This is a genomic window from Armatimonadota bacterium (assembly GCA_036504095.1).
In the GTDB taxonomy this organism is placed as follows: domain Bacteria; phylum Armatimonadota; class DTGP01; order JAKQQT01; family JAKQQT01; genus DASXUL01.
On the sequence record DASXVS010000080.1, the window covers coordinates 279,729 to 306,690 of the forward strand.

The 26,962-nt window shown below is 64.3% G+C and carries 25 protein-coding genes; 13 read left to right on the forward strand and 12 right to left on the reverse strand.

The window, feature by feature from the left end:
• A complete protein-coding gene (locus VGM51_19425; GenBank protein HEY3415212.1) occupies positions 1–906 on the reverse strand; it encodes an ABC transporter permease in 906 nt (301 codons plus the stop codon).
• Positions 903–1,976, reverse strand: a complete 1,074-nt coding sequence (locus VGM51_19430) for an ABC transporter permease (protein ID HEY3415213.1) — start codon at positions 1,974–1,976, stop codon at positions 903–905. The genes VGM51_19425 and VGM51_19430 overlap by 4 nt, the downstream gene beginning before the upstream one ends.
• A gap of 320 nt (positions 1,977–2,296) precedes the next feature.
• On the opposite strand from VGM51_19430, the gene VGM51_19435 reads away from it, so the two are divergent.
• The 8 genes from VGM51_19435 to VGM51_19470 all read left to right on the forward strand — a co-directional run bounded on the left by VGM51_19435 (position 2,297) and on the right by VGM51_19470 (position 11,252).
• Positions 2,297–3,868 carry an ABC transporter ATP-binding protein gene (locus VGM51_19435; protein HEY3415214.1) on the forward strand — a complete coding sequence of 524 codons (1,572 nt, stop codon included), beginning with the start codon at positions 2,297–2,299 and terminating at the stop codon, positions 3,866–3,868.
• 38 nt (positions 3,869–3,906) lie between these two features.
• Entirely contained in the window at positions 3,907–4,953 is a 1,047-nt protein-coding gene (locus VGM51_19440; protein HEY3415215.1) for a BMP family ABC transporter substrate-binding protein, read from the forward strand.
• 180 nt (positions 4,954–5,133) lie between these two features.
• Positions 5,134–5,745: a sigma-70 family RNA polymerase sigma factor gene (locus tag VGM51_19445; protein ID HEY3415216.1), complete on the forward strand. Its 612-nt coding sequence runs from the start codon at positions 5,134–5,136 to the stop codon at positions 5,743–5,745.
• Complete coding sequence (locus VGM51_19450; GenBank protein ID HEY3415217.1) at positions 5,720–6,136, forward strand: hypothetical protein; 417 nt, start codon at positions 5,720–5,722, stop codon at positions 6,134–6,136. Before VGM51_19445 ends, VGM51_19450 begins: the two co-directional genes overlap by 26 nt.
• A gap of 14 nt (positions 6,137–6,150) precedes the next feature.
• Positions 6,151–8,034: a hypothetical protein gene (locus VGM51_19455; GenBank protein ID HEY3415218.1), complete on the forward strand. Its 1,884-nt coding sequence runs from the start codon at positions 6,151–6,153 to the stop codon at positions 8,032–8,034.
• 54 nt (positions 8,035–8,088) lie between these two features.
• The gene (locus VGM51_19460) at positions 8,089–9,687 is read left to right on the forward strand and encodes a hypothetical protein (protein HEY3415219.1); all 1,599 of its coding nucleotides are present in this window, start codon (positions 8,089–8,091) and stop codon (positions 9,685–9,687) included.
• A 94-nt stretch (positions 9,688–9,781) separates the two neighbouring features.
• Positions 9,782–10,729 carry a nuclease gene (locus tag VGM51_19465; GenBank protein ID HEY3415220.1) on the forward strand — a complete coding sequence of 316 codons (948 nt, stop codon included), beginning with the start codon at positions 9,782–9,784 and terminating at the stop codon, positions 10,727–10,729.
• The gene (locus tag VGM51_19470) at positions 10,716–11,252 is read left to right on the forward strand and encodes a hypothetical protein (protein ID HEY3415221.1); all 537 of its coding nucleotides are present in this window, start codon (positions 10,716–10,718) and stop codon (positions 11,250–11,252) included. Before VGM51_19465 ends, VGM51_19470 begins: the two co-directional genes overlap by 14 nt.
• A 21-nt stretch (positions 11,253–11,273) precedes the next feature.
• Here VGM51_19470 and VGM51_19475 read toward each other — a convergent pair whose 3' ends face one another.
• The 4 genes from VGM51_19475 to VGM51_19490 form a co-directional block, all read right to left on the reverse strand.
• On the reverse strand, positions 11,274–12,065 hold the full coding sequence (locus VGM51_19475) for a prepilin-type N-terminal cleavage/methylation domain-containing protein (protein ID HEY3415222.1): 792 nt from the start codon (positions 12,063–12,065) through the stop codon (positions 11,274–11,276).
• 173 nt (positions 12,066–12,238) lie between these two features.
• On the reverse strand, positions 12,239–13,249 hold the full coding sequence (locus VGM51_19480) for a hypothetical protein (GenBank protein ID HEY3415223.1): 1,011 nt from the start codon (positions 13,247–13,249) through the stop codon (positions 12,239–12,241).
• 75 nt (positions 13,250–13,324) lie between these two features.
• The gene (locus VGM51_19485) at positions 13,325–15,091 is read right to left on the reverse strand and encodes an ATP-binding protein (GenBank protein HEY3415224.1); all 1,767 of its coding nucleotides are present in this window, start codon (positions 15,089–15,091) and stop codon (positions 13,325–13,327) included.
• Between the two features lie 60 nt (positions 15,092–15,151).
• Positions 15,152–16,234 (reverse strand): DNA double-strand break repair nuclease NurA, encoded by a 1,083-nt coding sequence (locus tag VGM51_19490; protein HEY3415225.1) that lies wholly within the window; start codon positions 16,232–16,234, stop codon positions 15,152–15,154.
• A 470-nt stretch (positions 16,235–16,704) separates the two neighbouring features.
• Here VGM51_19490 and aroA point away from each other — a divergent pair, with 470 nt between their 5' ends.
• From aroA to VGM51_19510, 4 genes are all read left to right on the forward strand, one after another.
• Positions 16,705–18,000 carry a 3-phosphoshikimate 1-carboxyvinyltransferase gene (aroA, locus tag VGM51_19495; protein HEY3415226.1) on the forward strand — a complete coding sequence of 432 codons (1,296 nt, stop codon included), beginning with the start codon at positions 16,705–16,707 and terminating at the stop codon, positions 17,998–18,000.
• Complete coding sequence (locus VGM51_19500) at positions 17,997–18,476, forward strand: NUDIX domain-containing protein (protein ID HEY3415227.1); 480 nt, start codon at positions 17,997–17,999, stop codon at positions 18,474–18,476. The genes aroA and VGM51_19500 overlap by 4 nt, the downstream gene beginning before the upstream one ends.
• A gap of 84 nt (positions 18,477–18,560) precedes the next feature.
• Positions 18,561–19,172, forward strand: a complete 612-nt coding sequence (thiE, locus tag VGM51_19505; protein ID HEY3415228.1) for a thiamine phosphate synthase — start codon at positions 18,561–18,563, stop codon at positions 19,170–19,172.
• Entirely contained in the window at positions 19,172–19,591 is a 420-nt protein-coding gene (locus tag VGM51_19510; protein HEY3415229.1) for a YkgJ family cysteine cluster protein, read from the forward strand. Before thiE ends, VGM51_19510 begins: the two co-directional genes overlap by 1 nt.
• Before the next feature lie 51 nt (positions 19,592–19,642).
• Here the strand turns inward: VGM51_19510 and VGM51_19515 are convergent, their stop codons facing one another.
• From VGM51_19515 to VGM51_19540, 6 genes are all read right to left on the reverse strand, one after another.
• On the reverse strand, positions 19,643–20,398 hold the full coding sequence (locus VGM51_19515; GenBank protein ID HEY3415230.1) for a hypothetical protein: 756 nt from the start codon (positions 20,396–20,398) through the stop codon (positions 19,643–19,645).
• A gap of 77 nt (positions 20,399–20,475) precedes the next feature.
• On the reverse strand, positions 20,476–21,186 hold the full coding sequence (locus VGM51_19520) for a hypothetical protein (GenBank protein HEY3415231.1): 711 nt from the start codon (positions 21,184–21,186) through the stop codon (positions 20,476–20,478).
• A 73-nt stretch (positions 21,187–21,259) separates the two neighbouring features.
• Complete coding sequence (locus tag VGM51_19525) at positions 21,260–22,009, reverse strand: hypothetical protein (GenBank protein ID HEY3415232.1); 750 nt, start codon at positions 22,007–22,009, stop codon at positions 21,260–21,262.
• A 256-nt stretch (positions 22,010–22,265) separates the two neighbouring features.
• Positions 22,266–23,261: a dockerin type I repeat-containing protein gene (locus tag VGM51_19530; GenBank protein ID HEY3415233.1), complete on the reverse strand. Its 996-nt coding sequence runs from the start codon at positions 23,259–23,261 to the stop codon at positions 22,266–22,268.
• 202 nt (positions 23,262–23,463) lie between these two features.
• Positions 23,464–24,309, reverse strand: a complete 846-nt coding sequence (locus tag VGM51_19535; GenBank protein ID HEY3415234.1) for an SPFH domain-containing protein — start codon at positions 24,307–24,309, stop codon at positions 23,464–23,466.
• A 46-nt stretch (positions 24,310–24,355) separates the two neighbouring features.
• The gene (locus tag VGM51_19540; protein ID HEY3415235.1) at positions 24,356–25,606 is read right to left on the reverse strand and encodes a nodulation protein NfeD; all 1,251 of its coding nucleotides are present in this window, start codon (positions 25,604–25,606) and stop codon (positions 24,356–24,358) included.
• Between the two features lie 157 nt (positions 25,607–25,763).
• Between VGM51_19540 and VGM51_19545 the strand changes: the two genes are divergently transcribed.
• On the forward strand, positions 25,764–26,753 hold the full coding sequence (locus tag VGM51_19545; protein HEY3415236.1) for a Gfo/Idh/MocA family oxidoreductase: 990 nt from the start codon (positions 25,764–25,766) through the stop codon (positions 26,751–26,753).
• Positions 26,754–26,962: the final 209 nt, after the last annotated feature.

Consider the following 26,962-nt stretch of genomic DNA (forward strand, 5'->3'; position numbering starts at 1 on the left):
TCAGTCTCCGGTGTCGCCGGTCGCCGCGGGGGCCTGGACCTGCTTCGAGAAAAAGACCAAGGCAACCAGCGTTGCGACATAAGGCAGCATTGCCAGCAACTCGCTCGGCACCTTGTTACCGATGCCGGGGACCAGTTGCAGGCCGCTCTGCAGCGCGTCGGCGAAGGCGAAAAACACACAGGCGATAAGCGCTCCCCCCGGCCGCCACCGTCCGAAGACGATCGCAGCCAACGCGATAAAGCCGCGGCCGGCCGTCATGTTGTCCGTGAAGTTCTGAACCAGGCCCAGGCTGAGCTGCGCGCCGCCAAGCGCGGCCAGCATGCCCGCCGCCATCACGGCGCCAAAGCGCAGTCTTACCACATTAATGCCGGCCGCCTTCACCGCTTCCGGGTTCTCGCCGGCGGCCGTCACGCGCAGGCCCCACGGCGTCCGCCAGAGGAAGAAGGACATCGCCGCCACGGTGATCCACGCGAAATACGTGAACGGGCTCTGCCGGAACAACACGTCGCCGAGAACCGGAATATTGCACAACACGGGGATGTTCCAGATACTGGGCCCTTCCGCCTCCTTGGGGATCGACGGCACCTTGCTGAGGTAGCCCGTGAAGCCGGATGCGAGGATGTTGATCGCCACCCCGCTGACGATCGCGCCGATGCGCATTTTCTGCGTCGCCGCCGCATGCAGCAGGCCGAGCAGCGCGCCCACAATCAGCGCGGCGAAGAGCCCCGCCAGTACCCCGCCCGTCGAGCCGAAAGCGATCGCCGCGAACGCTCCGCCGAGCATCATCCCTTCGAGGGCGATGATGACAACGCCGCTGCGCTCCGACAGAATGCCGCCCATCGCCGCCAGGATCAGCGGCGCGCTCAGGCTCATCGTGCTGGCAAGGATCGTAACGAGCAGTTTCATGACGGCGGCACCACCGGTGGCGGAGCCGCATCCGGCGAGGCGGACGGCCGCGATTTGCGGAACCCGCGAAGGTAGTCCGCCAGGACCGGAGTCATGACCGCCAGGATCAAAATGCCCTGCACGATGAAGGACAGTTCCTTCGGTACCCCTGTCAGCGTCTCCATACCGATTGCACCGAGGCGGAGCGCGCCGAGGAACAGTGAGGCCGCCAGAATTCCCAACGGCCCTCCGCCACCCATCAAGGCGATCGTAATGCCGTCAAAGCCGCGGCCCGCGGCGAAATCCGGCTTCAGAGCGCCCGCATACGCGGATACACCCATCAGTTCCATCGCGCCCGCCAGGCCGGCCAGAGCGCCGCTGACCGCCATTGCCCGGAGCAGCACGCGCCCCTCGTCGATGCCGTACGTGCGCGCCGCGAACCGGTTCTTGCCTACCGCTCGAATCTCGAATCCAAGCACGGACCGGCTGAGAAGCCAGGCCACCGCCGGCACCATGAGAAGGGCCAGAAAGACGCCGGCATGCAGATCGGTCCGCGCGAAGAGCGTGGGCAGGACCGCGTTCGAACCGATAGGAAGCGACTGCGGGCTCTGGGAGGCCGGATCGTGCATGGGGCCGTAAACGGTGTTGATGAGATACGTGGAGAGCTTCAGCGCCACCCAGTTCAGCATGATGGTGCTCACCACCTCATGAACGTTCCGCTTGGCCTTCATCAGAGCGGCGAGAGCGGCCCATGCGGCCCCGGTAACCATTCCGCCGGCGATCACGAGCGGGATGAGGGCGATAGCCGGCAGCGCGCGGCCTGCGTGGCCGAGCAGTGCGGCGCCGACCGCGCCCATCACGAACTGGCCCTCGCCGCCGATGTTGAACAACCCGGCCTTGAAAGCAACGGTGAACCCCAGCGCCAGCAAAAGCAGCGGAGTAGCGGCCCCCAGAACCCCGGCGAGGCTCTCCACGGACCCAAGCGCTTCCGAGAACATCGCGCGGTACGCGTCGACCGGCTGGTAGCCGGTGGCGGCTATGACCGCGGCGCTCAGCACGAGGCCAATGACGGCGGCTATCAGAACGCGCATAAGGGGCTGCCAGTCTGTACGATCGCGGGAATGAGTTTCATGTTCATGGGACGAGCGTTCGCAAGGCGGCCCGCACGGCCATTATAGGAAGAAGCACGCCCGCCGGTGAACATTCTGTGGCCCTCTCCGCCACGCCGGTCTCGCACCGAAACCCCTGGGCGGCATCCCGTTGCGTCTCATGAATGCCGAGAGTATTCACTCGCGCTCCGGCAGGGCCGCGCGCGTCTTCCGGGCCGGCCTTGCCCGGTCCGGCCCCTTCGTTTCCATCTTTCAACCGCCAGACGCTACCATGCGTTCGGCGCATCTGCGCCTTTCCGCTTATGGAACACCTGCTTTCCACAGAGAACCTCACCAAGACGTTCGGCGCATTCACCGCGAACGACCGCATCTCCCTGCAGGTCCGGCCCGGTGACCGCCTCGCGGTCCTCGGCGAAAACGGCGCCGGAAAATCCACGATGATGCGTATGCTGGCGGGCGAACTGCAGCCCGACGGCGGCCGGATCATCTGGAAAGGCGAGCCCGTTCGCTGGCGATCCGCGCGCGACGCTCAGTCACGCGGAATCGGCATGGTCCACCAGCATTTCCTCCTCGTAGGCCCCATCACGGCCGCCGAGAACATCGGCCTGGGATTCGAGCCTCGCAGGGGGCTGATCATGGACCGGCGCAAACTCTCCGAGCGCGTGCGAGCCCTCGGCGAAACGACCGGGCTGTCCGTGGATCCGGATACGGCCGTGCAGGACATGACCGTGGCCGCGCAGCAGAAAGTGGAAATCCTGAAGGCTCTCTACCGCGACGTGCAGCTTCTGATCCTGGACGAGCCGACCGCATCGCTCGCCCCTCAGGAAAGCGCGGACCTGATCGCGAACCTCCACCGCCTGTCCGACCAGGGCCTCACGATGCTGTTCGTGAGCCACAAACTGCCGGAGGTGATGGAGTTGTGCAACCGCGTCGCCGTGCTCCGGGCGGGGAAACTTGTGGCGACCCTGGAAACCAGTGACACATCAGTCAACGAACTGGCATCGCTCCTGGTGGGCGGTTCCGGTCCCGCCGTAACAGTGGTCAAGAGTGTGCTCGGGTTGGACGACCGCGGCACGGCGCGACAGGGCAGTGCGGCCGGACGCCCGGTTCTGGAGGTTCGGGACGTGGTGGTATCCGGGGCGCAGCACGAGACCGGCCTCTCCGGCATCAGCCTCACTGTCCGGCCGGGCGAAATCGTCGCCGTCGCGGGTGTGGACGGCAACGGCCAGGCCCCCCTCGCCGAAGCGCTCATCGGCGTTCGCGAAGTCCAGTCAGGCTCGATTGCGCTGGATGGTACCGACATAACGTCCACCCCGACCTATGCCCGATATCAGGCCGGGATCGCCTATCTTCCGGAAGACCGGCAGCGCGAGGGCCTAGTTCTGGACTTTTCGCTGTCGGAAAACCTCTGCCTCGGACGTCACGACCGCCCACCTTACGCGAATGGACCGTCGCTCGCAACGGCGGAGATGGAACGCGACGCCGATGCGATTGTCGAGGAGTTCGGCGTGCGAACGCCGCGGGTCGGAATGACCCACCCGTCCCGTTCTACGGCCCGTTCGCTCTCGGGTGGAAACCAGCAGAAGTATCTGTTCGGCCGCGAAGTCGGAAGGAACCCGAAACTTCTCATCGCCTACCAGCCCACCCGGGGCCTCGACATCGGCGCCACGAAAATGCTGCACGACCGCCTGCGCGCCGAAGCGGACGCGGGCCGGGCGATCCTGTTGATTTCACTCGACCTCGATGAGGTGTTGTCACTCAGCGACCGTATCGCCGTCCTTTACCGCGGGAAGGTCGCCGGGACCGTCTCCGGCGCCGAAGCCACACGGGAAGGCCTCGGCCGCCTGATGATAGGCGGTTCCCAGGACTCCTGATCGCTCTATCTTGAATGCTATTTGAGAGGAACCTGAACTTGAAACCATGGATCATTAGCCTTGCTGCCGTCGCCTCCCTGGCAGGCTGTCAACCGAAACAATCGACCCCAGGTCCCGCCGGCGGCTCGAAAAAACTGCTGCTGGGCGTTGTGACCGATCGGGGCGGAATCAACGACCAGTCTTTCAACGCCTCGGCGTGGCGCGGCGCTCAAAATGCGCAAAAGGACCTGGGCGTTGAAGCGCGATACGCCCAGAGCCAGATGGAGAGCGATTACGCGCGCAATCTCCGCAGCTACGCCAAACAGGGCTACGATCTCATCGTTGCGGTCGGCTACCTCGAGCAGGATGCCTACAACCAGGTTGCGGCAGAGTACAAGGACACCAAGACCAAGTTCGTCATCATCGACGGTCAGGCCGCCAATACCCCAAACGCCGCCGGAATCACATTCAAAGAGCAGGAGGGCTCATTCCTCGTCGGCGCGTTGGCGGCGGGAATGAGCAAGACCGGAACCATCGGCTTCATCGGCGGGATGCACGGCCCCGTCATCGGACGCTTCGAAAGCGGTTATGTCGCCGGCGCTAAAATGATGCGGCCGGACATCAAGATCATTTCGCAGTACACCGAATCCTGGGACGATTCCAGCAAAGGCCAGATTCAGGCCCAACAGCAGTTCAGCACGGGCGCCGATATCATCTTCCACGCGGCCGGCAAATGCGGCCTGGGCGTCATCAACGCCGCCAAACTCCAGGGTCCCGGCAGATACGCCATCGGCGTGGACTCCGATCAGGACCACCTGGCCCCCGGCAAAGTCCTGACCAGTATGGTCAAGAACGTGGACAAAGCGGTTTACGACTTCACGCAGAAGGTAAAGTCGAACCAATTCACCCCCGGCGACCACCAGTATGGGCTCAAGGAAAACGGCGTTGGCCTCAGCGAAATGAAGTACACCCGGAAAGACGTGCCGGCGGACGTAATGGCGAAGGTAGATGCCTTCAAGCAGAAGATCATCGCGGGAGACATCGTTCCGCCCGCCACCCCGGCCGAACTGACCGCCTTCGCCGCGAAAAACAACTTCAAGCTGTAGAACGGAATCAACCTCGAAGGTACACAGAGAGTGCTTAGTTTGGAATGATGAGTGATGAATACGCGATGACGCGACCGAATTCATCACTCATCATTCTGCAATCAGCATTTCGGACTTGTGTCTTTGTGGTGAACTACTCGGACCGGTCAACTCGTCTACTCCTTTGAGGGAGGACCGACGATGACCGGCGAACTTGCCCCTGCAATGCACGCTATGGCTACAACGCGCGTAACCGAGGACGATTACCAGGAATCGCGCTGGATCGTGCGTGCGCGCATCGGTGACGATGCCGCCTTCACCTATCTCCTGTCCCGGTACCGGGCTCGTGCTGTCCGTCTGGCAACGCAGGTTCTGCGCAGGCCGGATGAAGCCGAGGATGCGGCGCAAGAAGCATTTATCCGTGCCTTCAAAGGTATTCGCGCCTTCCGGGGGGACAGCCGTTTCAGCACCTGGTTCTTCCATATCGTGCTTCGGGTTTGCCTGGACCGCCGGCGCCTTAAACGCTGGGACGCCGAGATCCAATGGGACGATACGCTTCCGCTGTCATCGCCGCCGGACAAGGCGGATACCCGCATCGTCGTTCGCGAGTTGCTGGACCGGCTGAGCCCGGCACTGCGCGCGGCGCTGGTACTGCGGGAATTGGAAGGGCTGGAGTACGAGGAAATTGCCGAAGCGCTGGGCATACCGGTCGGCACCGTTCGGTCGCGTTTGAACGCGGCGCGGGGACGGTTCCGCGAGATGTGGGCGAAGGTCACGGAGGAAACAGATGAAATGGATGGACCGCCGGTCTGATCCGTCAGACGATGGCGTGATGGATGACAACACGGAAATGGCCTTCCGCGAAGGGTTGCGCGCGCAGCCGGTTCCACCCGTTTCGGCGGATTTTGACGCCCGCGTGCTCAGCGCGGTCAGCGGGCGGTCGCCCCTTTGGGAGCTGCTCCTCTCGGCGCTGCGCCCGGCCCTCGCCACCGCTGCCGTGTCGACCGTCGTCACCACGCTGATCCTCTCGTCAAACGTCAAGACCGCCAACCCGGCCCTCGCCGCGAGCCCCCCGGCCTCCGCGCAGACACTCAGGCGGGACAGTACCCCCGTGGAGACGGCGCTTACCGCGGACGCCTATCTGTCGATGGGTAAATGGCGCCCCGCCGAGCCGACGCACCGGCCGCATCACGCCGGCGGCTGAGTCGGAATCCACACATGATGTACCGCACACGCCCATATGCCGCCCGAACCCGAATGCGAGTCGCCGCGATCCTCCTGGGTCTGGCATTTGGCGTTGTGCTGGCTCTCTGGCACTCCCCCAGCAGCAGTTGGCTCATACGGCTCCAGGCGGCCCTGGCCATCCCCACGCGCCTCGCGCAGGCCACTCCGCCGGAGCTCAGCCCCTACGCGGAGGGAGGAGCGCGCACCCCGGAATCGGAAGCGGCGTTTCGGCAGGCTGCCGAGGCGATGCAAGGTGATGCGATGGCACAAGTTTCGGCTGTCGTACGGGATCTGCCCGAACCGGGCCCGGAGCCTCCGCCCCGTGACACGCTGTCCGGCCTGCTGCCGATGACGACCCGGTTTCCCCGAAACCCCGCCGTCATAGCCGCCACGCTTCGATATGCGGCCGGCGCAAATATCCGGATCCATCGCACGGAACTCGATGCGCTCGGAACGGCTGACGGTTTACGCACATCCCGCACCGTCGAAGGACCACTTGAAGGGCATTACGCAACGTTCGACCGCCTGGCAGCGGAAGGTGAACGGCTCGACCCGCGGAACGCGTTTTTCCCGGCGATACGGTCGGCCGGCCTGTATGCCGCCGGCCATGACGATGACGCCCTGCGCTCCATGATCCACGCCGCCGCTCTCCCCCAGTGGAACGACTATGTCGCCGACGAGGTGAGCGGGGCCTGGCGCCTCGCGAATCGGGCCCTGGGACCCGGGAACACTCTGGTTCATGCCGGCACACTCGGCGGCATGACATTCACGCACTATGCGCAGTTGAAAGATACCGCCGCGCTGATTCGTGCCGAAGCCGCCCGGCGGGAAAAGGCCCGCAACGGGACCGGCGCGGCGGACCTCCGGCTGGACCTTCTCAAGGTCGGCGCACTGATGCGAGCCCAGTCCACCACCCTCGTCGGAACCACTACGGGGACGGACATTCAGGAACTGGCGGTCGCCGGGCCGCACGGCAGCGGGGCTTCGAGCAGATCGATCCCGGTCGCCGTGCGCCGCGATTCCTTCCTGCGCTTCCTGGTCGCCAATGGCCATGCGGCCGACGTGCCGTGGGTGCGCGGGCAGTTCGCTGCGCGGGATGCCATGTGGAAGACGCTGTCGGCTGGTTACGATCGATTCGACTTCACGAAGGGCATCACGACATTCGGACAGTGGGTCATCGCCGGTCTCGTTTTCCTGGATGCCGCGTTGTGGGTGCTCCTGTTCGGGGCGCTCTGCGTGATCCTAAACCGCACCGTGCTCGCCGGTGAGTTGCCGAAGAGTCTGCGAATCTCGCGGAACACGTACGGCGCCGCGGCGGCGGTCGGGTGCGCGGCGCTGTTCTGGTTCATTTCTGCCGAGCTGACAACGGTTCCAAGAATCCTGGCCCCCGCGGTGGGCCTGGCGCTCACAGGCATGTGCGTATGGCTCATCGCCACCACAGGGCTCAAAGGCCTGTTGAAGGCCGTCGTGGCCGCCGTGGTCGTCCTTCCGGTCGCCGCGGTGCTCGCGGCCCTCGTCCTCTGGCTCGGGCGCGGCTTCGCGGCCGTCGACGCGCTCCTGTCGGGGAACGTGGCGAACGCGTACTCGGCGCCCGCGACTGCTCCGGGCCTCGCCATGTTGGGGCTGGTCATCGCCGTGCTCACAGCCTTCGCACTGGCCATTGTGGCCTGCCTTCGCGGCGAACCCATCGTGGTCACCGTGATCCGCCGGTACGGAAGCTGGTCCATCCCGATCGCCTGCGCCCTGATGCTTGTGTACGGTGGCATCGCCGTCAACACCGCCCGCATGAGCGCGGCCCTGAACCAGAGTCTCAAACAGATCGTCCGCCACGAAGGCCGCTTCTATGCCGATCTCGCCGGCAAGCAGTGGCCGCAGTAACCTGCTGTCGCACCGATGAAGGGCGGGAACCGAGCCTGCCAGGGAGGTGGAAAAGTGGAACAGGAGACGACCGGTAGGAGCCGGTGGGTATCGGCGCTCTACATCCTTGCCATCGCCACGCTGCTGGGTGTGATGGCTTCCCCGTCAACGCGGCGCGTGGCCCGCGAACACACAGCGTTCATGCTGCCGGTGAGCCAACCCCCGCTCGAGCCGGTTCGCCGGCTCGTTGGCAGTTCCGCCGCCTTCGGAGTTCCTTCGCAACTGACGTCGTTTGCCGCCGCCCACCCGGATGATGATGCCCTCCAGGTTGCGCTCGCCGTGGCAACGGTTCACCGACCCGGCGAGAGCACCTTTCGTCCCTGGGTGCGGAATCTGGCGCGGCTTCTGGAGCGGTATCCCCGCAGCGCCACCGTCCGCTCCGCCATATTGCGCTACACCGAGGGCCTTTCCGATGCCACCGCCGGCGAATGGGCGGTCTTCGATCGCGCCGCAGCCGAGGGCGAACGCCTGGAGCCGGACAACGCCTTCTTCCCGCTATCCGCCGCACAGGGATTCGACGCTCGCGGACTCGAAGCCGAATCCCGCAGCGCGCTCCTGCGCGCCGGCAAGTGCTCGCGATGGGATGATCACATTCGCGACGAAGCGGAGGGCACGTGGCGGCTCAATGAGATGGGGAGTTCGACGCCGGACGGACTGAACCGCACAGCATCCGCGGGGGCCATGCTCCTTCCACATTACGCCAAACTGCGCGAGCTGGCTAAGCACGCGATGAAGGGGGCATTCGCCGCTGATGCCGCCGGGCGCACCGAAGAGTCTCTCGCGATCCGGCACGCGCTGATGCGCATCGGCAGCCTGATGCGCTCCCAGGCGACCATCGGCATCGGCAATATGGTTGGGATGGCGTTAGAGGCCCAGGCCGCTTCCACCGTCCCAACGGACGAGACGGCGCCCGAAAAACTCGATGCGAGGCTATCCCGTTACGCGGCATATCTGACATCTGCGGGGCACCCGGAGGAGATCGCTTTCGCCCGCTCGGAAGCCGCTGCCGGCGCGCGTGTCCGCGCCATCTTCCCTCAAGAGATGGAATGGCCCGGTATGCGTTTGATGCAGGACTTCCTCAGAACCTGGGTGCTGGCGTTGGCGCTGTTAGCCGGCGCGCTATTCACGCTCCTGAGCGGCTTCGTGACAGCGCTCCTGGCACGGAGAGGCTGGGCCGACACAGATCGCGCGATCTGCCTGCCCGAACGCGTCGGGACGACGTTGGTCGCAGCCCTTATCATGCTCGTTCCCGCGTTCTGGATGGCCGCGCGCCTCACGGAACCCGCGCGTTGGACACAAGGGATTTTCAACCCAATCACAGACATCGGCACCGTTCTGCCGTGGACTGTTCTCGCTCTGCTGGCAGTCCCCATCCTGCTCAAACTCGTGCTCATCGTGACGGCGCTCGTTCGGCGCCGGCCCCTCACGCAAGCGGTGGTGCGCGGGTTCCAGCATTATGCCGTACCGCTGGCGGCAACTATGGTTCTCGGGTACGGCGGCGTGCTTGCGGCCCTCGCCCACATGGACCACAAAATGGCCGCGGATATCACCGCGCAAGTCCAGCACGAGGGCCGCTACTACGCCCACCTGCAAGGCAAACAATGGCCGGAATAGGCATCGCAGCAACGCGCGCCGATTCCCAAACGGTCTATGCTGATGGTATCATACGCCCCGCGCTGACGCGTGGGCACGTTCAGGAGATCCAGCTGTGACAAAGCGCTTGTTTTCCGCGTTGGCCATTCTGCCGCTCATCACGGCTGCCCGCCCCGGTCTGGCGTGGGAGGAGAAGGGTCATCGCATCATCAGCCGGGTGGCCGCCGAGTCGATGCCCGCCGATACGCCGGCGTTCTTTAAGTCCGCCGCGTCGCGTTTGGAGTACCTCGGCCCGGAACCCGATCGCTGGCGAAGCGGCGCAGGCCCGCAATTGACAGCCGTCAACGGCCCGGACCATTTCATGGATATGGAACCCGTCATGAGCGGTCCGCTCCCCACCGACCGCTATAAGTTCATCGCCTCGATTACCACAAACGCGGAAGCGACAAAGCACAATCTCACGGCCGTGAAGATCGGGTTTCTCCCCTACCGGATCGCCGAACTCACCCAGACGCTTCAGAGCGAATGGCGTGATTGGCGCAAAGCGAAAGCCGCGGACAAGCCGCAGATCGAACAGGATATCATTTACACGGCGGGTGTGCTGGGCCACTATGTGGCGGACGGCTCCAACCCGCACCACACAACCGTCCACTACAACGGCTGGGATGAAGACTACGCGCCGAACCCAAATGGCTACACTACCGCCGCCGCCGAACGCGACCTGAAGCCGAATGGTTTTCACCACCGCTTTGAGGGACCCTTCGTCGTATCGTTTATCGAGGCGAAGGACATCAAGCCGCTGGTGGCCGCGCCGAAGCCGGTCGGCAATGTCCTGACAGACGTATGGGCCTATCTGAAGACGACCAACGCCGAGGTCAGGCAGCTGTATGAACTGGAGAAAAAGGGCGGCTTCAAGACCGGCGGCACGGCGGATCCCAACGGGCTCAAGTTCGCCCGCGCGCGCCTCGCGGCGGGAGCGTCTATGCTGCGTGACATCTGGGCCTCGGCCATGACGGGTGTCCGCCGTTCCCGAGCCGCCGTGAAGGCCAATGCGGGAAGTTGACTGGGAGGCCATAGAGCGCCTCCTGCAGCCGTTGTATCCGAAGGATCCTCTCGCGGACTGGGCCTGCGCCAACCGTATCGCGCGGCATGCGGCACACGTTTCGCAGGGCCTGAAGCCGTTCGACTCCGAGAGGGCCCGCCTTCTCGCGATGTTTCACGGGCTCGGCTCGCCGGCAGCCGAGCCGTCCAAGCGGGCGCGCTGGGCGCGGCCGTTGAAAGACGCCGGCGTCCCGATTGAAGACCAGACGTGGCTCTGGCTGGCGCTGATGCGGTACAGGAACGCCCCCGAATCCCACGAGGAACGCGCGGTGCGGGACGCGAGACTGCTGGAAACGGTGGGCGCCCTGGGCGTGGCCCTCGCGATGGTCCGCGCCGGTCAGACTGGCGACAGCCTTCAATCCGCGGTGCAGGCCGCACACCAGGCGTTGAACGAAGCTGAGTTCATGACCCCCACCGGACGCCGTCTCGGAGTCCGGCGGGTTGTGGTTGCCCGACGCTTCCTCAAGGAACTCGAGGAGGAGTAAACCCTCGTACCGGCCGGAGCCTCACCAGTTCTGGCCGTCGGCGATGGGAGGAATCCTCATGGCCTGGTACGGCTCGAGGGCGTACTTCCCCTCGGCTGTATGGAACCATTCCATCTTCCGGAACGACGCGTGGCTGTCCGCGAATACGCAGTTCTGTCCGCCGTTGTGACGGTAGGACAGCTCATCAAATACCTGTTTCCAACTGGTAGCGTAAGGTTCGATGTAAGGCCCGTTGCAGTCAGACTCCCCCGTGGAGGCGATATTCGCCGCAACCGCTTCCTTCTTGTCCTTGCACTCGGCCAGAAGGATGACATCCGATGTGCTTTTCCAGTTGGAAAGGTTGAACCCCGCCGACTTTCCAGTGAAGCCGTAGTTCCAGGTGAGCTCGTCGTTGCGCGCGTAATTGCCATAGATGACAACGACTTTCGGGTTTGAAGCGTTGGACCAGAACGAACCGATTATCCTCGTCCCAACCCCGTCCACACACGCGTACCCGGGGGCGGGGAAATCCCGCAGGGTCGGCCGCGGCGCGCTGGAAGACGGACACAGGAAAACATCCACGCTCTTGACGTAGGGCATGATATCCACGTGCCACTCCCAGTACTTGCGTCCAATGCAGTCGCTGTTATCGTCGCCGTACATCCGGAAGGCCTGCCCAAGCTGCTTCATGTTGCTCATGCAGGCGGTCGCCTGCGCGCGCGACCGCGCCCTGGCGAACACCGGAAACAGGATGGCCGCCAGGATGGCGATGATAGCGATGACCACCAGCAGTTCGATCAAGGTGAATGCGATTCGGTTGCGAAGCTTATTCATGCGTGCCTCCATTTGATCCGCCTCCGTGGGCGATGGCCCGGGCGGCCATTGTCATAGTACTCTATAACAAAATCAAACGGTAACCTGCAAGCTCTCTCGGTCCGCCGATGAACGAAGGGGACCGAATCGTTGCGATTCAGTCCCCCATTTCCTTGCTCTCAGCCGGACGGGCCCTACTCTGCCGCCTTCGGCTTCCGGGTGCGCTTGGGCTTCTCGGGCGCGGCGGCCGCCTCGGCCGGCGCCGCCTCGGCCTTCTTTCGGGAGGCGCGCTTCGGCTTGGCAGCTTCCTCCGGCGCCGGCGAAACCTCCGCCGCTTCCGGTTCGGTATCCTTCTTCTTGCGGGATGCGCGCTTCGGCGGCTCAGGAACAGGCTCGATAGCCGCGGCGACGATGTCTTCCAGCACTGCCTCGGCGGCCTCTGCGACATCGGCGATCGCCGTCTCCACCTCTGAAACCGACATGGCCCGCTCTTCGGCCGCCTGACGCGCAAGTTGCTCGTCAAAGAACGCCTTGATCTCTTCGCGGACAACGCGGCGCGTCATGGCCTCGAGCTCATCGAGCGAATATCCTTCGTCCGCGGCCGCCGGAGCCGGCTCGGGCCGGGCGGGGCGCTCGGGCCTGTCGCCGTAGGGCGGGCGCTGTGGCCGATCCCCATAGGATGGCCGATCTCCGCCGGGCCGGGAACCGCGATCGCGGTCGTAGGGAGGACGGTCGCCCGAGCCCCCGCCGCGGGGACCGCGGTCGTACGGGGGACGATCGCCGTAACCGCCGCCTTGCGGTCCCCGGTCGCCATATCCTCCGCCCTGGGGACGCCGGTCGCCATAGCCGCCGCTTTGTGCGCCACGGTCGCCGTAGCCTCCGCCTTGCGGGCGCCGGTCGCCGTAGCCGCCGCCTTGCGGGCCGCGGTCGCCATAGCCGCCTTCGCGGGGGCCCCGGTCTCTCGGGCCCCTGTCACCATACCCGCCGCCTCGCGGGCCGCGGTCTTCATGTTCGCCGGACCGGTGGTCCCGGTCGTCCTGATGCTTGTCCATCCAGGGCGGGCGGCCGCGTTCGTCTTCGTTGCGGCGATCGGCCGGGCCCGGGGCCCGGCGTGCGTTTCGCTCGTCGTTGTCGCGGTCGTTCGCGCGTGATTCGGGTCGATCGCCGCCGGGACGCGGTTTGCGGCCCTTGTCGTAGAATGCCATTTACCTCTCCTCCGGCGGCGCCTTCAGGCTGCCGGTCCTAATCCGTTTGTGCCAGCATATTAGTATAGCGCTTTCTCAGATTTCCTCGACCCGGTCGCGCCTTGGTGGACTGGCAAACGGGCTCTCCGCCTCGATCCGATGTGTTGCGACGGTGTTGAGCGCTTTCTTCAATTCCGATGTGACATCCACGTCGCTGCCGCCCTCAGCGGAAACCCGCGCGCCGACCTTGATGAGGCAGGGCACCCGCGTCAGCTGCCCAAGCACGATCGCCTCGCCCACGTTGAGGCCGGGAAGATCCTGGAAGAGGCTCCCGGACAGGCTCTCGGACGCGCTCCGGACGGCCTGCTGGTCCTCGGGATTGGTCAGCTTCATGACCACCTGGCTTCCGCACTGGCTCAGCGTATCCGGGTCGATTTTCCCCGGACGCTGCGTGATCACGACGAGGAAGACCTTGAATTTGCGCCCTTCCGACGCCACACGGTTGATCCATCGCGCGCACTCGCCGGGCATCCGGTCCTTACCGGGTACAAAGTTATGCGCCTCCTCGATGACGATAAAGACGGGATGCTGCAATTGCCCGGAGGTGGCGCGCCGCCAGACCTCGCGAAGTGTTTTCTGGACGGCGTACTGCGCGATGAACTGCTCCATGCCGGCCAGATCGACGACGCTCAGGAACTTGGGACGAAGCATCTCGTCCATGTACGCGTCCACATCCTTCATCCCCCAGATGGAGTAGCCGGAAACCTGCTCGATATACTTGATCGCCTTTTCGGCGCCGCTCTGGATATCCACCGTTGCCTTCGCCTCGCCTTCGCGGGGCTTGCCACGTCCGATGGGTACGCCGGCCTTTTCCTCCACGGCCGAGTGAAACGGGTCTTCGTCCTCGTCCAGCGGCCCCGAATCGGCGGACACGGGGCTCAGTGCGGATTCGTCCTCTTCGGGCAAGCCCGCCAGTTTCACGAGCCGGCGTTTCAGGTCGTCCGGACTGTAGTCGCGACCCTGTTTGGTTAGACCGTCACACGCTCGCTTGATCGCCGCGCGAATATTGACCGCATTCGCCGGCACGCCGGCGAGATCGCACACCTCATCGGCTTCGAGGCGGCTGAACCAGATTGTATATACCTCGGACCCGCCTATCTCCTCGTCGGGATACCGCCGTCCCTGCACGCCGGGCACCCGGTATACATCGACCCGGCTGGCGAACGGAGTGCGATTGCGGTGGGCATCATAACGGAGGCGAACGTAATCGCTGTTTGGGTCGAAGACGATGACCGTACCGCCGAGTTGGAGCAGGTTTTCCAGCAGCAGGCCGGTGAGGTATGATTTACCCGCGCCCGTCTGCGCAATGACGGCGAGATGCCGCCGAAGCCCGTTCGGGTCAAGCGCGACCTTCACGTTCGGCCGGTTGATCAGCGCCCCCGCCTCAATTCCTGAGGCCACATGGCGCGTGAAGAAGTCCTGCAGGAGATCATCCGGCGCGAGCTCAACCACCATGCCGGGGAGCGCCGTGTTGCGCGGGGCTCGGACCATCGTGCGCCCTTCGGCGTCGCGATATAGATAGCCCAGCACGTCGGCGGTGCCGAGAATTTTGGGGCGAGGCATATACTCACCGCTGATGAGAGTGTGGGTCTCTTCGTAAGTGTGCGCATCGTCGAGCATCTGGCTGGCAACCTGCAATCGCGTCACCTGCGCGAGTACATCCACTTGTACGAGTTCGTCGTCTACGCGTTCGCTCACGCCGCGAACCACAACGTACTCCAGGCGAGGCGGAGCCTTGTCAACCGACGTCACAAACGTGAATCGCTGTGTCTCAATCTCGCCGACGATGTATCCGATGTCCATTGCGTAATCTCCGCCTTCGTTCCGGTTGCTTCTCCGACGAGGCACGTACCGCGTCGGGGATCAGCCCGTGAATCTTCTCGCGCCGCGATCCGTCTCCGCTTTCGCCCCGGTGGCCTCGCGCAACATGGCCATATAGGCGCCGTCCATCGTCTTGCCGCTGAGCCTCACCATCCGATCGACTCCGTAAAGCGGCGCATTATACACGTTCGGACCGCCGTGCTGGGCCATCAGACGGCGCACGATCGGCGCAGCCTCCTCGGCACAGCCCCAGGCGCGCGTTAAGCCGAACAGCGTCTCCGCGCGGCCAATCGCCGAACCGACGACGTCCACGCGAACGGCATCCTCTCCCCCCGCAAGGCGGGCGTACATCACGGCGATGCACGGTAGGGCCTCCGCACGCTGTCTGAGGCCTGGCGCCGACTTGTCCCAAGCCACCTGCACCGCAGCGCTGCCAAACAACATCGGCGGGGTGAAACCCGGGGCGCCGCCGCCGAATCGCATGAGGATCTCAGCGTCGCAAAGGCGCGCCGTGGGACCGGGATCTTCAGCCAGGCCGGGATGCAGCAACGTGTCGCGCGCGGTTTTGGCGATCCCGACCAGCAGAATATCGCGCGCGCAGCAGCCCTCCACCAGGTCAAAGAAGACGTTGACAAGAAGGCCACGGAGATCGGTCCCATCCGCGAGGCGCATCGGGCCAAGCGCCAGGATGTGCGACATATCGGCCAGCAGCGAACCATCGACGAGGAGCATCCCTCCGGCCATGCGATCCAGGCAGCGCGTGGCGACGGCTGCCTCACAGTACTGCCGCATATGGTCCACCAAACGCTCCGCGTTGCGCGTGTCGCCACCCCGGACCACCTCAACGACGACCATGCTCTCTTCCGTCTCCGGGCCGACAACCAGGCTTTGCGCCACCAGAAACGAGGCGCCGTTGCTCAGCGGCCGTGAACCGCTGGCGCCATCGACGGCGAAAGTCCGGCGCGGTTTCGACTCCGGACCGTCTGGGAGCGGCTGCCACCGAGCCACGAGCCCATCCCGGACGGATTGCTCCACAAGGTTCTGCGGCTGGCCCGCGAAGCACCCCCTGAACCGCTCACTCTTGGCGCCGATCTGCTCGATGTATTGCTGGATGAAAGATGGCATTTCCGCTGCCTGCGCTATCTCCTGCCGCCGACCTCCTGGACCCTGGCGCGACCTGACGCCTTCAGGGACAAGGGAGCGGGCGCTGTCCGGGCTGTCATGTTGAGCGAAGCGAAACATCTCAACGAGGCGTAGAGATTTTTCACTCCGTTCGGAATGACAACCACTCATCTGCCCCTGCCTGCTGCCTACTGTCTACCGCCTACCGCCTACTGCCTACTGCCTACTGCCTACTGTCTACTGCCCTACTGCCTACTGCCTACTGCCTACTGCCTACTGCCTACTGCTTACTGCCTATTGTCTACTGCCTACTGCCTATTGTCTACTGCCTACTGCCTATTGTCTACTGCCTACTGCCTACCGCCTACTGTCTACTGTCTACTGTCTACTGTCTACTGTCTACTGTCTACTGAAATATCATAGCACCATTACGAACAAAGGTTCCCGTCACCGCCCGAGGCTATAATCATCATATGAGCGCCACGCCAGATGCCATAGAGATTCTGCCCGGGAAGCCCTCCGGCGCGCTGTCCGTTCCCTCCTCCAAGAGCTACACCAACCGCGCCTTGCTCCTGGCCGCCCTCGCCGTTGGCGAAAGCACCATACGTAACCCCCTCCGAAGCGATGACGCGGAGGCCATGATACAGGCGCTCCGGGCGCTCGGGGTGCAGATCGAGGACGCGGGTGACCACCTGGTCGTTCGAGGGACGGGCGGTTTCGCCCCGCCGGGAGGCCCGATCGACTGCCGCGATTCCGGGACCACGATCCGTTTCCTCACCGCGGCCGCGGCGCTCTGCGATTTCCCGGTGACACTGTCCGGATCGCCGCAGCTTTGCGGGCGTCCACTTGGCCCGCTCCTCGACGCACTGGCCGGCCTCGGGGTCGTTGTCGATGCCTCGGATGGCTGTCCGCCCGTGGCCATTCATGGCCCGGTGCGTTCCACCAACGCCACCATCGACGCCGCGAAGAGCAGTCAGTACGCTTCGGCGCTCTTGATGGCGCTGGGCGCCATTGGGCAGCAGGAGGCTTCTGTATCGGTGCGCCACCTGGTCTCCAGGCCGTATGTCACGATGACCATCGAATCCATGCGCGCGTTCGGCGTCGATTGGGGCGAGAGGCTCCCGGGCTCCGATGTATTCGGGCCGTTGGAGCCCGGTTACTACCGGCCCATCGACTACCGGGTGGAATTCGACGCATCCTCGGCCGGTCACATTTGGGCGGTTGCGGCGATAGCGGGCGGGCGTGTCACGGTCTCTCCGGCGACCCGCAGCACGGGCCAGCCGGACATCCGGCTGCTGGACACGCTGGAAGCCATGGGCTGCGTCGTGACCGAAGCGGGTGGCGGCGTGAGCGTCGAACGAATCGGGGCGCTTCGGGCGCCCGGCGGGGTGGATATGTCGGACTGGCCGGATATGCTCACAACCCTGGCGGTCATCGCGGCTTTCGCACCCGGCGAAACGGAGATCACCGGCGTTGCGCACGCCCGGGGCCACGAAACGGACCGCGTGACCGCCACCGCGCATGAACTAAGCAAAATGGGCGTCCAGGTCGAAGAGCGGCCCGATGGGCTGCTGGTCATCGGTGGCGCTCCGCATGGAGCCAGGATCGATTCCCACGGCGATCACCGCATGGCGATGGCGTTCGCCGCGGCCGGCTCCGTCGTTCCGGGCGTTATCATCGAAGGCCCTGCGTGTGTTCGAAAAACCTACCCGGGATTCTGGAACGACCTTCGCCGTCTCGGCGTTTTTTCGCGGGAGGCGAACCCATGAGCAGGGAATATCCCGCCAGGCCGATCGCCTCGGCCGCGGGAATCGTGCTGCAGGATGACATGGTGCTGCTCATCCGCAGAGCGCTTCCGCCCGGACTGGGCATCTGGACTTTTCCGGGAGGCGCCGTTGAAGTTGGCGAAACGGCGCGCGAAGCGTGCGCCCGAGAACTCCTTGAGGAGACGGGACTCCGGGTCCTCGTTGGGCCGGTCGTTGAGGCGGTCGACATAATGCAGTTGGAAGGCGCCCGCTGGCGCTACCATTACACAGTGATGGATTTTCTCGCCGAGGTCGCGCCCGGTTCCGGCGGTCTCGAAGCCGGTTCAGACGCGTGCGAGGCCGTCTGGGCGCCGCTTGGCGACCTCGGTCGGTATGAACTCGCTCCGCTCACACGGCAAGTGCTCGAAAGGGCGCGATGGATGCGCACGATCGGCCCGGGCCCGTTGATCGAACCCGGCGCGAGGACCAATATCGGGTAGCGGACGCCGGCATTTCACGAGAACAGGCGCTGCGCCGATGTCTCGGCAGCAAGCCTTCTCGCTCATCGTTTTGCAGGGGGTATCATGGACGGCATCTACGTAATTACTGAACGCAAGCGGGGGCATATCGAAGTGGCGCAGGCCGCTCTCGAAGGCGGCGCGCGAACCATACAATTGCGCGACAAAACGGCGAACACCTGGCAGATGGTCGCCTGGGCGGAAAAAATACGGCGTCTGTGCGACCAGTATCGCGCGCTCTTCATCGTCAATGACCGGCTCGATGTCGCTATGGCGGCGGGCGCCTGGGGCGTTCATCTCGGTTCCGAGGATATGCCCATCCCGCACGCGCGCCGGATACTCGGGCGTGAAGCCGTGATCGGCGCGTCCGTGGCTAATGTCTTCGAAGCGACGGCCGCCCAGGCAGCGGGGGCCAGTTACGTCACGATCGGCGCGATCTACAGTACGCAAACCAAACCCGACGCTGGAGCGCCCGTCGGCCCGCACTCCATCGCGGAGGTCAAGGCGGCTGTAACGATACCGGTTGTCGCCATCGGCGGCATCCATATTGAACAGGTCGCGGAATGCCGCGCTCAGGGCGCCGACGCGGCCGCCGTTGTATCCGCCGTCACGGCAAGCCCCGATATGGTCGAGGCGACGCGGGCGCTGGTTGCAGCCTGGGAGGCCGCGAAGGCGTGATGGCGCCGCCGGAGCAGACGTCTATCGACCAGTCTCCGTGCAATGGCTGCACCAATTGCATGCACCGATGTACGGCCGGCATTGCGCTGTCGCTGGCCGAATATCAGGCCATCCGGGCCTGTCTCCAGCGCATCCCACTCGAAGAGCGTCTGCGGGTCCTTGGGCAAGACAAGGTTCAGCCCTGGCCCGGCGATTCCGATGGCGTCACCTACACGGCTTGCCGTTTTCTCGACCTCCGTACCCGCCTTTGCCTGGTGTACGAAGCCCGACCCCTCATCTGCCGCCTCTTCGGACACGTGGAATGGCTCCCCTGTCCGACCGGCGTTGTCACGGCCCAATGGGACGGCGGCCCGGACGCAATGCGCGCCCGAGCCGCAATCGATACAAAGACCTGGGAAGAGTGGGAAGCACGGGGCTGAGGGCGGCGCGCTCTCCGGCCTTCGCCGGCAATCCGCCAACGGCCCGGGCCTTCACATCTTGATCGTTCCGCACGCCGCTTCGACGATGCCGTCCATCGTGCCCTGGCTGAAATACTGCTGCATCAGGCAGGGATCGCTCTGGCAGTTCGCCGAGTCCACGTTCACATCCCAGCAGTAAGACGCCGTGATGGTGCCGCCCCCGACGAATAATGGCGACTGGTTCAGCTTGATGTTGATCACCCCTTCGTGGTGCTGGCACCAGTAGCACGGCCCGGTTCCGAACATTGAGGTTGGCCGTTGAGTGTTGGCGCCGATGATTCCCCGCATTGAGAAGGTGCCGATCAGGGCGGGCGGCGATGACTGGTCATAGACCTTGCCGTTGGCGTTGTGCCGCCCAACGCGCGTGTTGTCTACCTGGGTGGGCGAGCCGAACGGGTCGAACAGGCGGGTCAGGCTGAAATAGTCACCCACCAGCGTGCCTTTCAACTGCTGGACCTCGTCGCAGGGTGTCTGAACGGAGAAGTCTATCACCATCTGGCCGTAGTTCACCTGTCGGCTCTTGGCGCCGGGAACACCCGCGATCGGCTGGCAGTTCAGGATGATCACCGTGGTTGATGCGGTGGGTGTGATGGTGCTTATGCCGGGCAGTATGCGGCCGCTGATCATGCGGCTGAACTGGCGAATTTCACTGCCGGTCCCCGTGTACGTGAGACACGGGGCGCCCTGAGCGTAGGACGCCGTCCCTGTGGCCGCGAGACTGGCCGCTGCCAACGCGCCCCGAAGTATCTGATTCAAATCGGTTTTCATTCGTCTTATCTCCTTCCGCCGTGCGGCGGGCAAGACTCCCCTGAAGGGATTGCGCCGAAGAGCGCTCGTGGCTGCCTCTATTGGCACACGCGGAAATTGATGCCGTCCAGGGTGCCGCCGTCGATGGTGAATGCGGTGAGGCACGGGTCGCCGTTGTCACAACTCGTCGAGTTCACGTAGATGGCGTCGAACTGGTAGAAAGCCTTGATTGTGCCGGCCTTATTCACTGCGCCGGTCACACTGAGGAACGTGATCACCATTTCGCCCGTGTGATGGCCGCATTCGTAGCAGTCGCCGACACCGAACTTCATCGGAGCGCGCGACGTATTCGTGCCGATGGTGCCCTCAAACTTGACCGTTGCAATGACGTTGCCGGCCGAATCCTTGAGGCTGCCGAAGCCGTTGTGCCAACCGATTCGCGGGTTGAGCGTCTGATTCTGCCAGGGATCAACGATGCGGACCTGGCTGTAGTAGTACCCGTCCAGTGTCATCGGCTTCTGCAGTTCGTCGCAGGGCGTGATGTTGGTGAGGTCCAGGTGGAACGGCTGGCGGTAGGTATAGCGATCGACCTCGCCCGCGCCGGCCGCGTTCGCACAGATGTAGAAATATGTGATCCCGGGCTGAGCCGTGCCCACGAGGTTGCGGCTGATGTCCAGCATCTGCCCACCGTACGGTCGTGGCGTTGTGGCACAGGGCAAACCCTGCGCGAAGGCGGTTGCGGCGATGGTCAACGTGGTGCAACAGATGATCGTGACGACGCGAACCGCTCGAAAGATCGTTGCGAACATATCCGAAATCCTCCTCGGTTTACCCGGCCTCACGGCCGGATGGGGCGGTTGACTGCCGCCCGCGGTATTGATGTCAAAGCCCATAGGACTTCCGCGCGATGAGCACCACGTTGACGATGTCCATCGCGCCGGTCCCGGCTAAATCGCCACGTTCGACTTCGTCGCACTGCGCCTCATCGATGCCGCTCACCAGCAGCAGTCCGCGAACGGCGTCGATCAGGGTCACGCTGCCGTCGCCATCCACATCGCCAGGCACGAATGACTGCGCATAGACGACGCTCAACGAGCCGGCGATGTCCTCCGGACCGGCGCCGCTGAGCGCAACCGTTGGCGCCGTATTGGCGACGGTGATCATCTTGGGTATGCAATCAGTCGCGCTGAACTCAACCGAGTTGAGCGCGGTTGATGCGGTGAGGGTCAACGTATCGCCGTACGGGCCCACCGATCCGGTGATCGTCAGCGGTATGACCGCCGCCGAAGGCGATGCAGAAGGGTCGAGCAGTTGCACGTCGAGGTCGAGAGAAGCGCCGTCGAACGCCACTGAATTGAGGTCGGTCGCGGCGGTAGAGATGCTGCCCAGATTGACCGACAGCAGGTTTCCGGGGAGCAGGACAACGCTAAGATCGGCGCTGCTGAAGGTGATTGTCGCTGTGCGAAGCGTGAGCGTGGAGATCGTGCTGGAATTGCTCGCGGTAGCTCCGGACGTGCCGGGGTCAAAACTGCCGTGAACGCTGAGCGAGATACCGGTCGGCATCGACGCGAGAGCGCCGGCTTCAATCAACAGCATGGCCCACAGCACAGCAGAACGAAGAAAGAAGCGCATATCGGTTTCCTCCGCCGGGCGATGCCCGGCTGTGAACTGGAGCGCGCCCCGGGCCGCATCGCGGCGGTCCCGGGGCCGGGAGTCAGACTCCTGCGCCCATATAACCGAAAGCGCTCTACATTCTTTCAGGGAAATCTCAACGGATCCGCGCGATTTTACGCGCCCTGAGGGGAGTGCGACATCTGAGGGGCAGTGGGCGGAAATGGGCGGGAAACGGCCCAAACCGTGGCGGTAAGGCGGCGCGTTCCGAGGGTGGTCAGTGAAGCGGATCTAGCCCGACGGCGGCGCGTATGATCCGGGTCGCGTCCAGGATATTGATCGCACGGTCCGGCACAACGTCGCCCAGAGACGTCGTAACCGGATCTATTCCGGACATTCCGCCGGCAACCCGCAGGACCAGGGCTGCGTCGCGTACTGTCACGGCGCCATCCATGTCCACGTCGCCCGCGCCGGGATGCGGATCGACCGTAACCCAGTTGTCGAAGATAACATCGTCGCTGGCCGACGAACCAATTCCGGGCACGTTACCGGGAGTCTGAGGGCCGGATGCGGAGCCCCACCACTGGCCGGACGCGTCTACCGGCACCACATCCGCGTTGTAAACACCGAAGACGCCATTGTCGATCGTGTTCGAATCGGGGCCGACGCCGAATACCGTGGAACCGGAAACAACGTGAATGGCAGCGTCCGTGGGCTGGTCGCCGCCGTCCGAGAAAAACCGCGAGCGCGAAAGAGTGATTGAACCGCCGTCGATAAACACGCCACTGGAATTGGATCCGCTGACTTCGCAGCTCGTGAGCGAGAGCTGCGGCGCGATGGTGGATGGGCCGAGAACGCGTACCATTCCGGTCACATCGCCCGGCCCCGCGGCGCCTCCGCCTCGGATGTTGCAACTCGTGAGGGTCGCTTGTCCCGTAGCCGAAACGACGATCCCGCCCCATGGCCCGGTCGTGGCGTCGGAGGGGATCAGGTATATCGGGAACGTGTCGCTGCCGATCGCGCTGAGCGTGCCGTCAACGAGCAGGGATGCGCCCGGCGCGAAACGCACCTGGATGCCGCCGTGGATCCGCAGCGTTACGCCCGCCGGCACGTGGCAGTCACCGATCGCGATGACGGGGCTCATCAGCAGCGTCCAGTCGCCGCCAACGTCCCCGCTGACGGTACTGCCCTTCGCGGGCCTGGTGCACGTAACCAGAGTCAGCGCAGTCAACGCCGCTGTAAGGGGCCGTAAGGCTTTCAATAGTCCCGCCATTCAGGATTCTCAGTGCGTCTCAATCGGGGCAGATACGCGCAACGGGGGCCTGACCGGGAAATCCCAGGCCAATTCAAGTGTATCACACGAAGGCATTTTCCGTATAGGATTCATTACCGATCAACCGACGTTGCCGGCGTGCTTCATGCCCCATGAGCAAGAGAGCACAAAGCACGCCAACTTCAACGTTCGGATGACGCACTCAGGCGGGTGTGGGTTCCAGGTCCTCGAGGCCCGTCACGTCATCCGGCGGGGGCGGAGGCATCGGGCGCTTCGGATAGGAATCGCCCGAGGATCCCGGGACCAGGAACGGGCGCAGCAGGTCTATCGGCAGCGGGAACAGCGTGGTGCTGTTGTTCTCGGTCGCTACTTCGGCGACCGTCTGAAGGTACCGCAGTTGGATAGTGATGGGGTTCTGAGCCATTGTGTCCGCGGCCTGAAGCAATTTGGCCGCGGCTTGGAACTCGCCCTCCGCGTTGATGATTTTCGCGCGGCGTTCGCGTTCCACTTCGGCCTGGCGGGCCATGGCCCGCCGCATGCTCTCCGGCAGCACCACATCCCGAACTTCCACGGTGGTGATCTTCACGCCCCACGGTTCCGTTTGCTCATCCAGAACCACTTGCAGGCGCGCGTTGATATCGTCACGCTTGGCCAGGAGTTCGTCCAGTTCGCTCTGGCCGATGGTGCTCCGCAGGTTGGTCTGCGCGATCAGGGCCGTAGCGCGGACGAAAGACTCCACCTTGGTAATGGCGAACGCGGGGTCCACCACCTGGAAGTAGACGACAGCGTCAACGGCGACGGGCACGTTGTCCTTCGTCATCGTATCCTGCTTCGGCACGTCCATGGTGACAATTCGCAGATCCACACGGACCATTCGCTCGATGTATGGAATCAGGATGATCAGGCCGGGTCCGCGAACCCCCACGAGGCGGCCAAGGCGGAACACGACCGCTCGCTCGTACTCCTGAGTGATGCGGAGCATCGGGCCCACGACAAACAGCAAGAGAATAACGCCTACGATCAGATAGGCGTTGAATGGGGTCTCCATCAGGTCCTGCCTCCTTGCGTACAGATTTGCTTTGGGATACCGGCGTCTAGCGGATGGGCTTCACCGTGAGGGTCAGCCCGTCGATTCCAACCACCTCCACCGTTCGCCCTTTGTCGATGGCGTCGGCGCAGACCGCCTTCCAAAGGGCGCCTTCGAAGAGCACGCGGCCCGGCGACCCGGGCTCGATCGGCGTCCGGGCCACGGCCGTCTTGCCCGCGATCGCCTCCCGGCCCATCGCCGCGGGACGGAACCGTGTCCGCACCGCCAACGTGATTAGCACCAGGAAGAAGGCGGTGGTGGTTATCGTCGCGCCGGCGATGAGTGCGGGCGAGACCGTTCCGAGAGGGCTCCGAACCAGCATCAGCGAACCGAAAACGAATGCCACGACGCCACCGAATGCCAGCGTGCCATGAGCCGCCATCACCGCGTCTCCGATGAACAAGCCGACCGCCAGAACGATCAACAACAGTCCGGCGACATTGACCGTCAAAATGGCCATCGAATAGAAAGCCAGCACCGCGCATATCGCGCCGGCAACCCCCGGAAAAACCGCCCCCGGGTGGCTCAGTTCCGCGATGAGCCCGTAGATGGCGACGAGCATCAGGATGTATCCCACGTTGGGGTTGGCCAACAGATGGAGCACACCGAGGCGGAACGGCATGTCGTCCACCTCGACGCGCGCTGCCGACAGAGACAGCGCGTTTCCCCTCACCTTCCGGCCGTCCAGTTTCCGCAGCAGTTCGCCGATGTCCGAGGCCTTCACGTCCGCCAGGCCAAGCCTCAGGGCTTCGTCGACCGTTGTGGATGTGGCGCTCGTGACGATCTGCTGCGCCCATTTCGCCGGGCGATGACGCTGAACGGCCAGCGCCCGGGCGCGGGCGGCCGAATCGTTGACGATTTTGCGGGACAGGTCCTTGCCCGTGAGACCGTCGATGGGAGTGGCGGCGCCGATATTCGTGGCGGGCGCCATCGCGATCAGGTCGGCGGACAGGGCGATGACCGCACCGGCGCTGGCGGCGCGCGCCCCGGGAGGCGTCACAAACACGCAGACGGGGACGCGGCTGGCGAGAAGGCGCTGAACGATGGACTCCATTGAGTCCACCAGGCCGCCGGGGGTGTCCATCTGGATGACAACCAGGACGCTATCGGGGCTGTCGTTCGCGGCGCGGACGCCGAGGTCCACATATTCCGCGGTGGCGGGGTCGATTCCGCCGTTGACGTTCAGCACGCGAACGGTGGCCGCGCGCGCAGATGCGGATAGCGCGAGGAGCATCAGGGTAAACAGGAACGACCGCATGGCAGACCCCCCCTTCAACGCAAATGATACACCCTGGTGAGCGATCATGGCGAGTTGCCTCAAGCCGCGGGTCCAGTGTCGGATCGGGTGTCGGCAATTCCGGGCCCCGCCGGCGTGCTAGAATCCGTACGGAAGCACTCACACGGAGGTCAGGGACTTGAAGAGGATCGGGATCATCGGAGCGGGCGGAATCGCCAACAAACATGCGGGCGCGTGGGCAGGCGTTGAAGGCGCTCAAATCGTAGCCGTAGCCGATCCGGACGCGGAACGCGTCTCCGCGCTTGCCGAACGCACCGGCGCCAAAGCGTATCCATCGGTCGAGGCGATGCTCGCGGACGTCACGATCGACGCGGCCGACATCTGTGTGCCAACGCTTCAGCACATTCCCGTCGCCATGGCCTGCCTCGCGGCGCGGATCCCAACCATCATCGAGAAACCCATGGCGCGCACCGTCGCCGACGCCCGCGCGCTCGTTGATGCGTACAATTCCGCCGGCGTGCCCCTTGCGCCCGCGCACGTCGTCCGGTTCTTCCAGGATTTCACCGCCATCCGAAGCCAGATCGAATCCGGCGCTGTCGGCAAGCCGGCCGTGGTACGCATAACGCGCGGCGGCCCCTTCCCGCGCGGCAAAAACGGCTGGTACGGCGATCCCGCGCAGTCCGGTGGCGTGCTTCTGGACCTCTCGCTGCACGATTTCGACTGGCTGCGCTACACATTCGGCGAAGTCGAGCGTGTGACCGCGAACTGCCTGATGGCGCAGGGAGCCGTGGACCGGGACTACGCCCTGGCGGTCCTTCGCTTCAAGAGCGGCGTCATAGCCCACGTGGAAGGTACCTGGGTACACACGGACGGTTTCCGCGTTGAAGTGGAAATCAGCGGCGATAAAGGCGTGCTCGAGCACTCGAGCCAGTTCCCCTACGCGGTCAAAGTGCGTAAGAATGCCGCCGAGGCCGGCCCCGCGGTCGCCTTCCCTGAAAGCCCGACCTTCAAAGACCCGTACACCGCGGAACTCGAGGAACTGCTGGCCGCGGTCACGGAAGGCAAACCCGCCCGAGTGACCGCCGAAGACGGCGTCGCCTCGCTGGCCATCGCCGAAGCCTGCTGGAAAAGCGCCAAGACCGGCGAGCCCGTAACGCTCCACGCGTGAAGGTACGAGGAAATGAGGCAATGGGGAAATGGGGAAATGCGGAAACGACCCGGTAATTACCTCGTGTCCTCATTTCAGGCTGGGTCGCAACTTGATCGGGTTTTCGGTTTTTGTCGATCAAATTGTGTGGTCATATCCCGTTTCGCCGTTAATCCGATTGGTGGCTATCAGTTGAACGCGTTCCGAGGAGGTGGCAGGGTTGCTTGAGC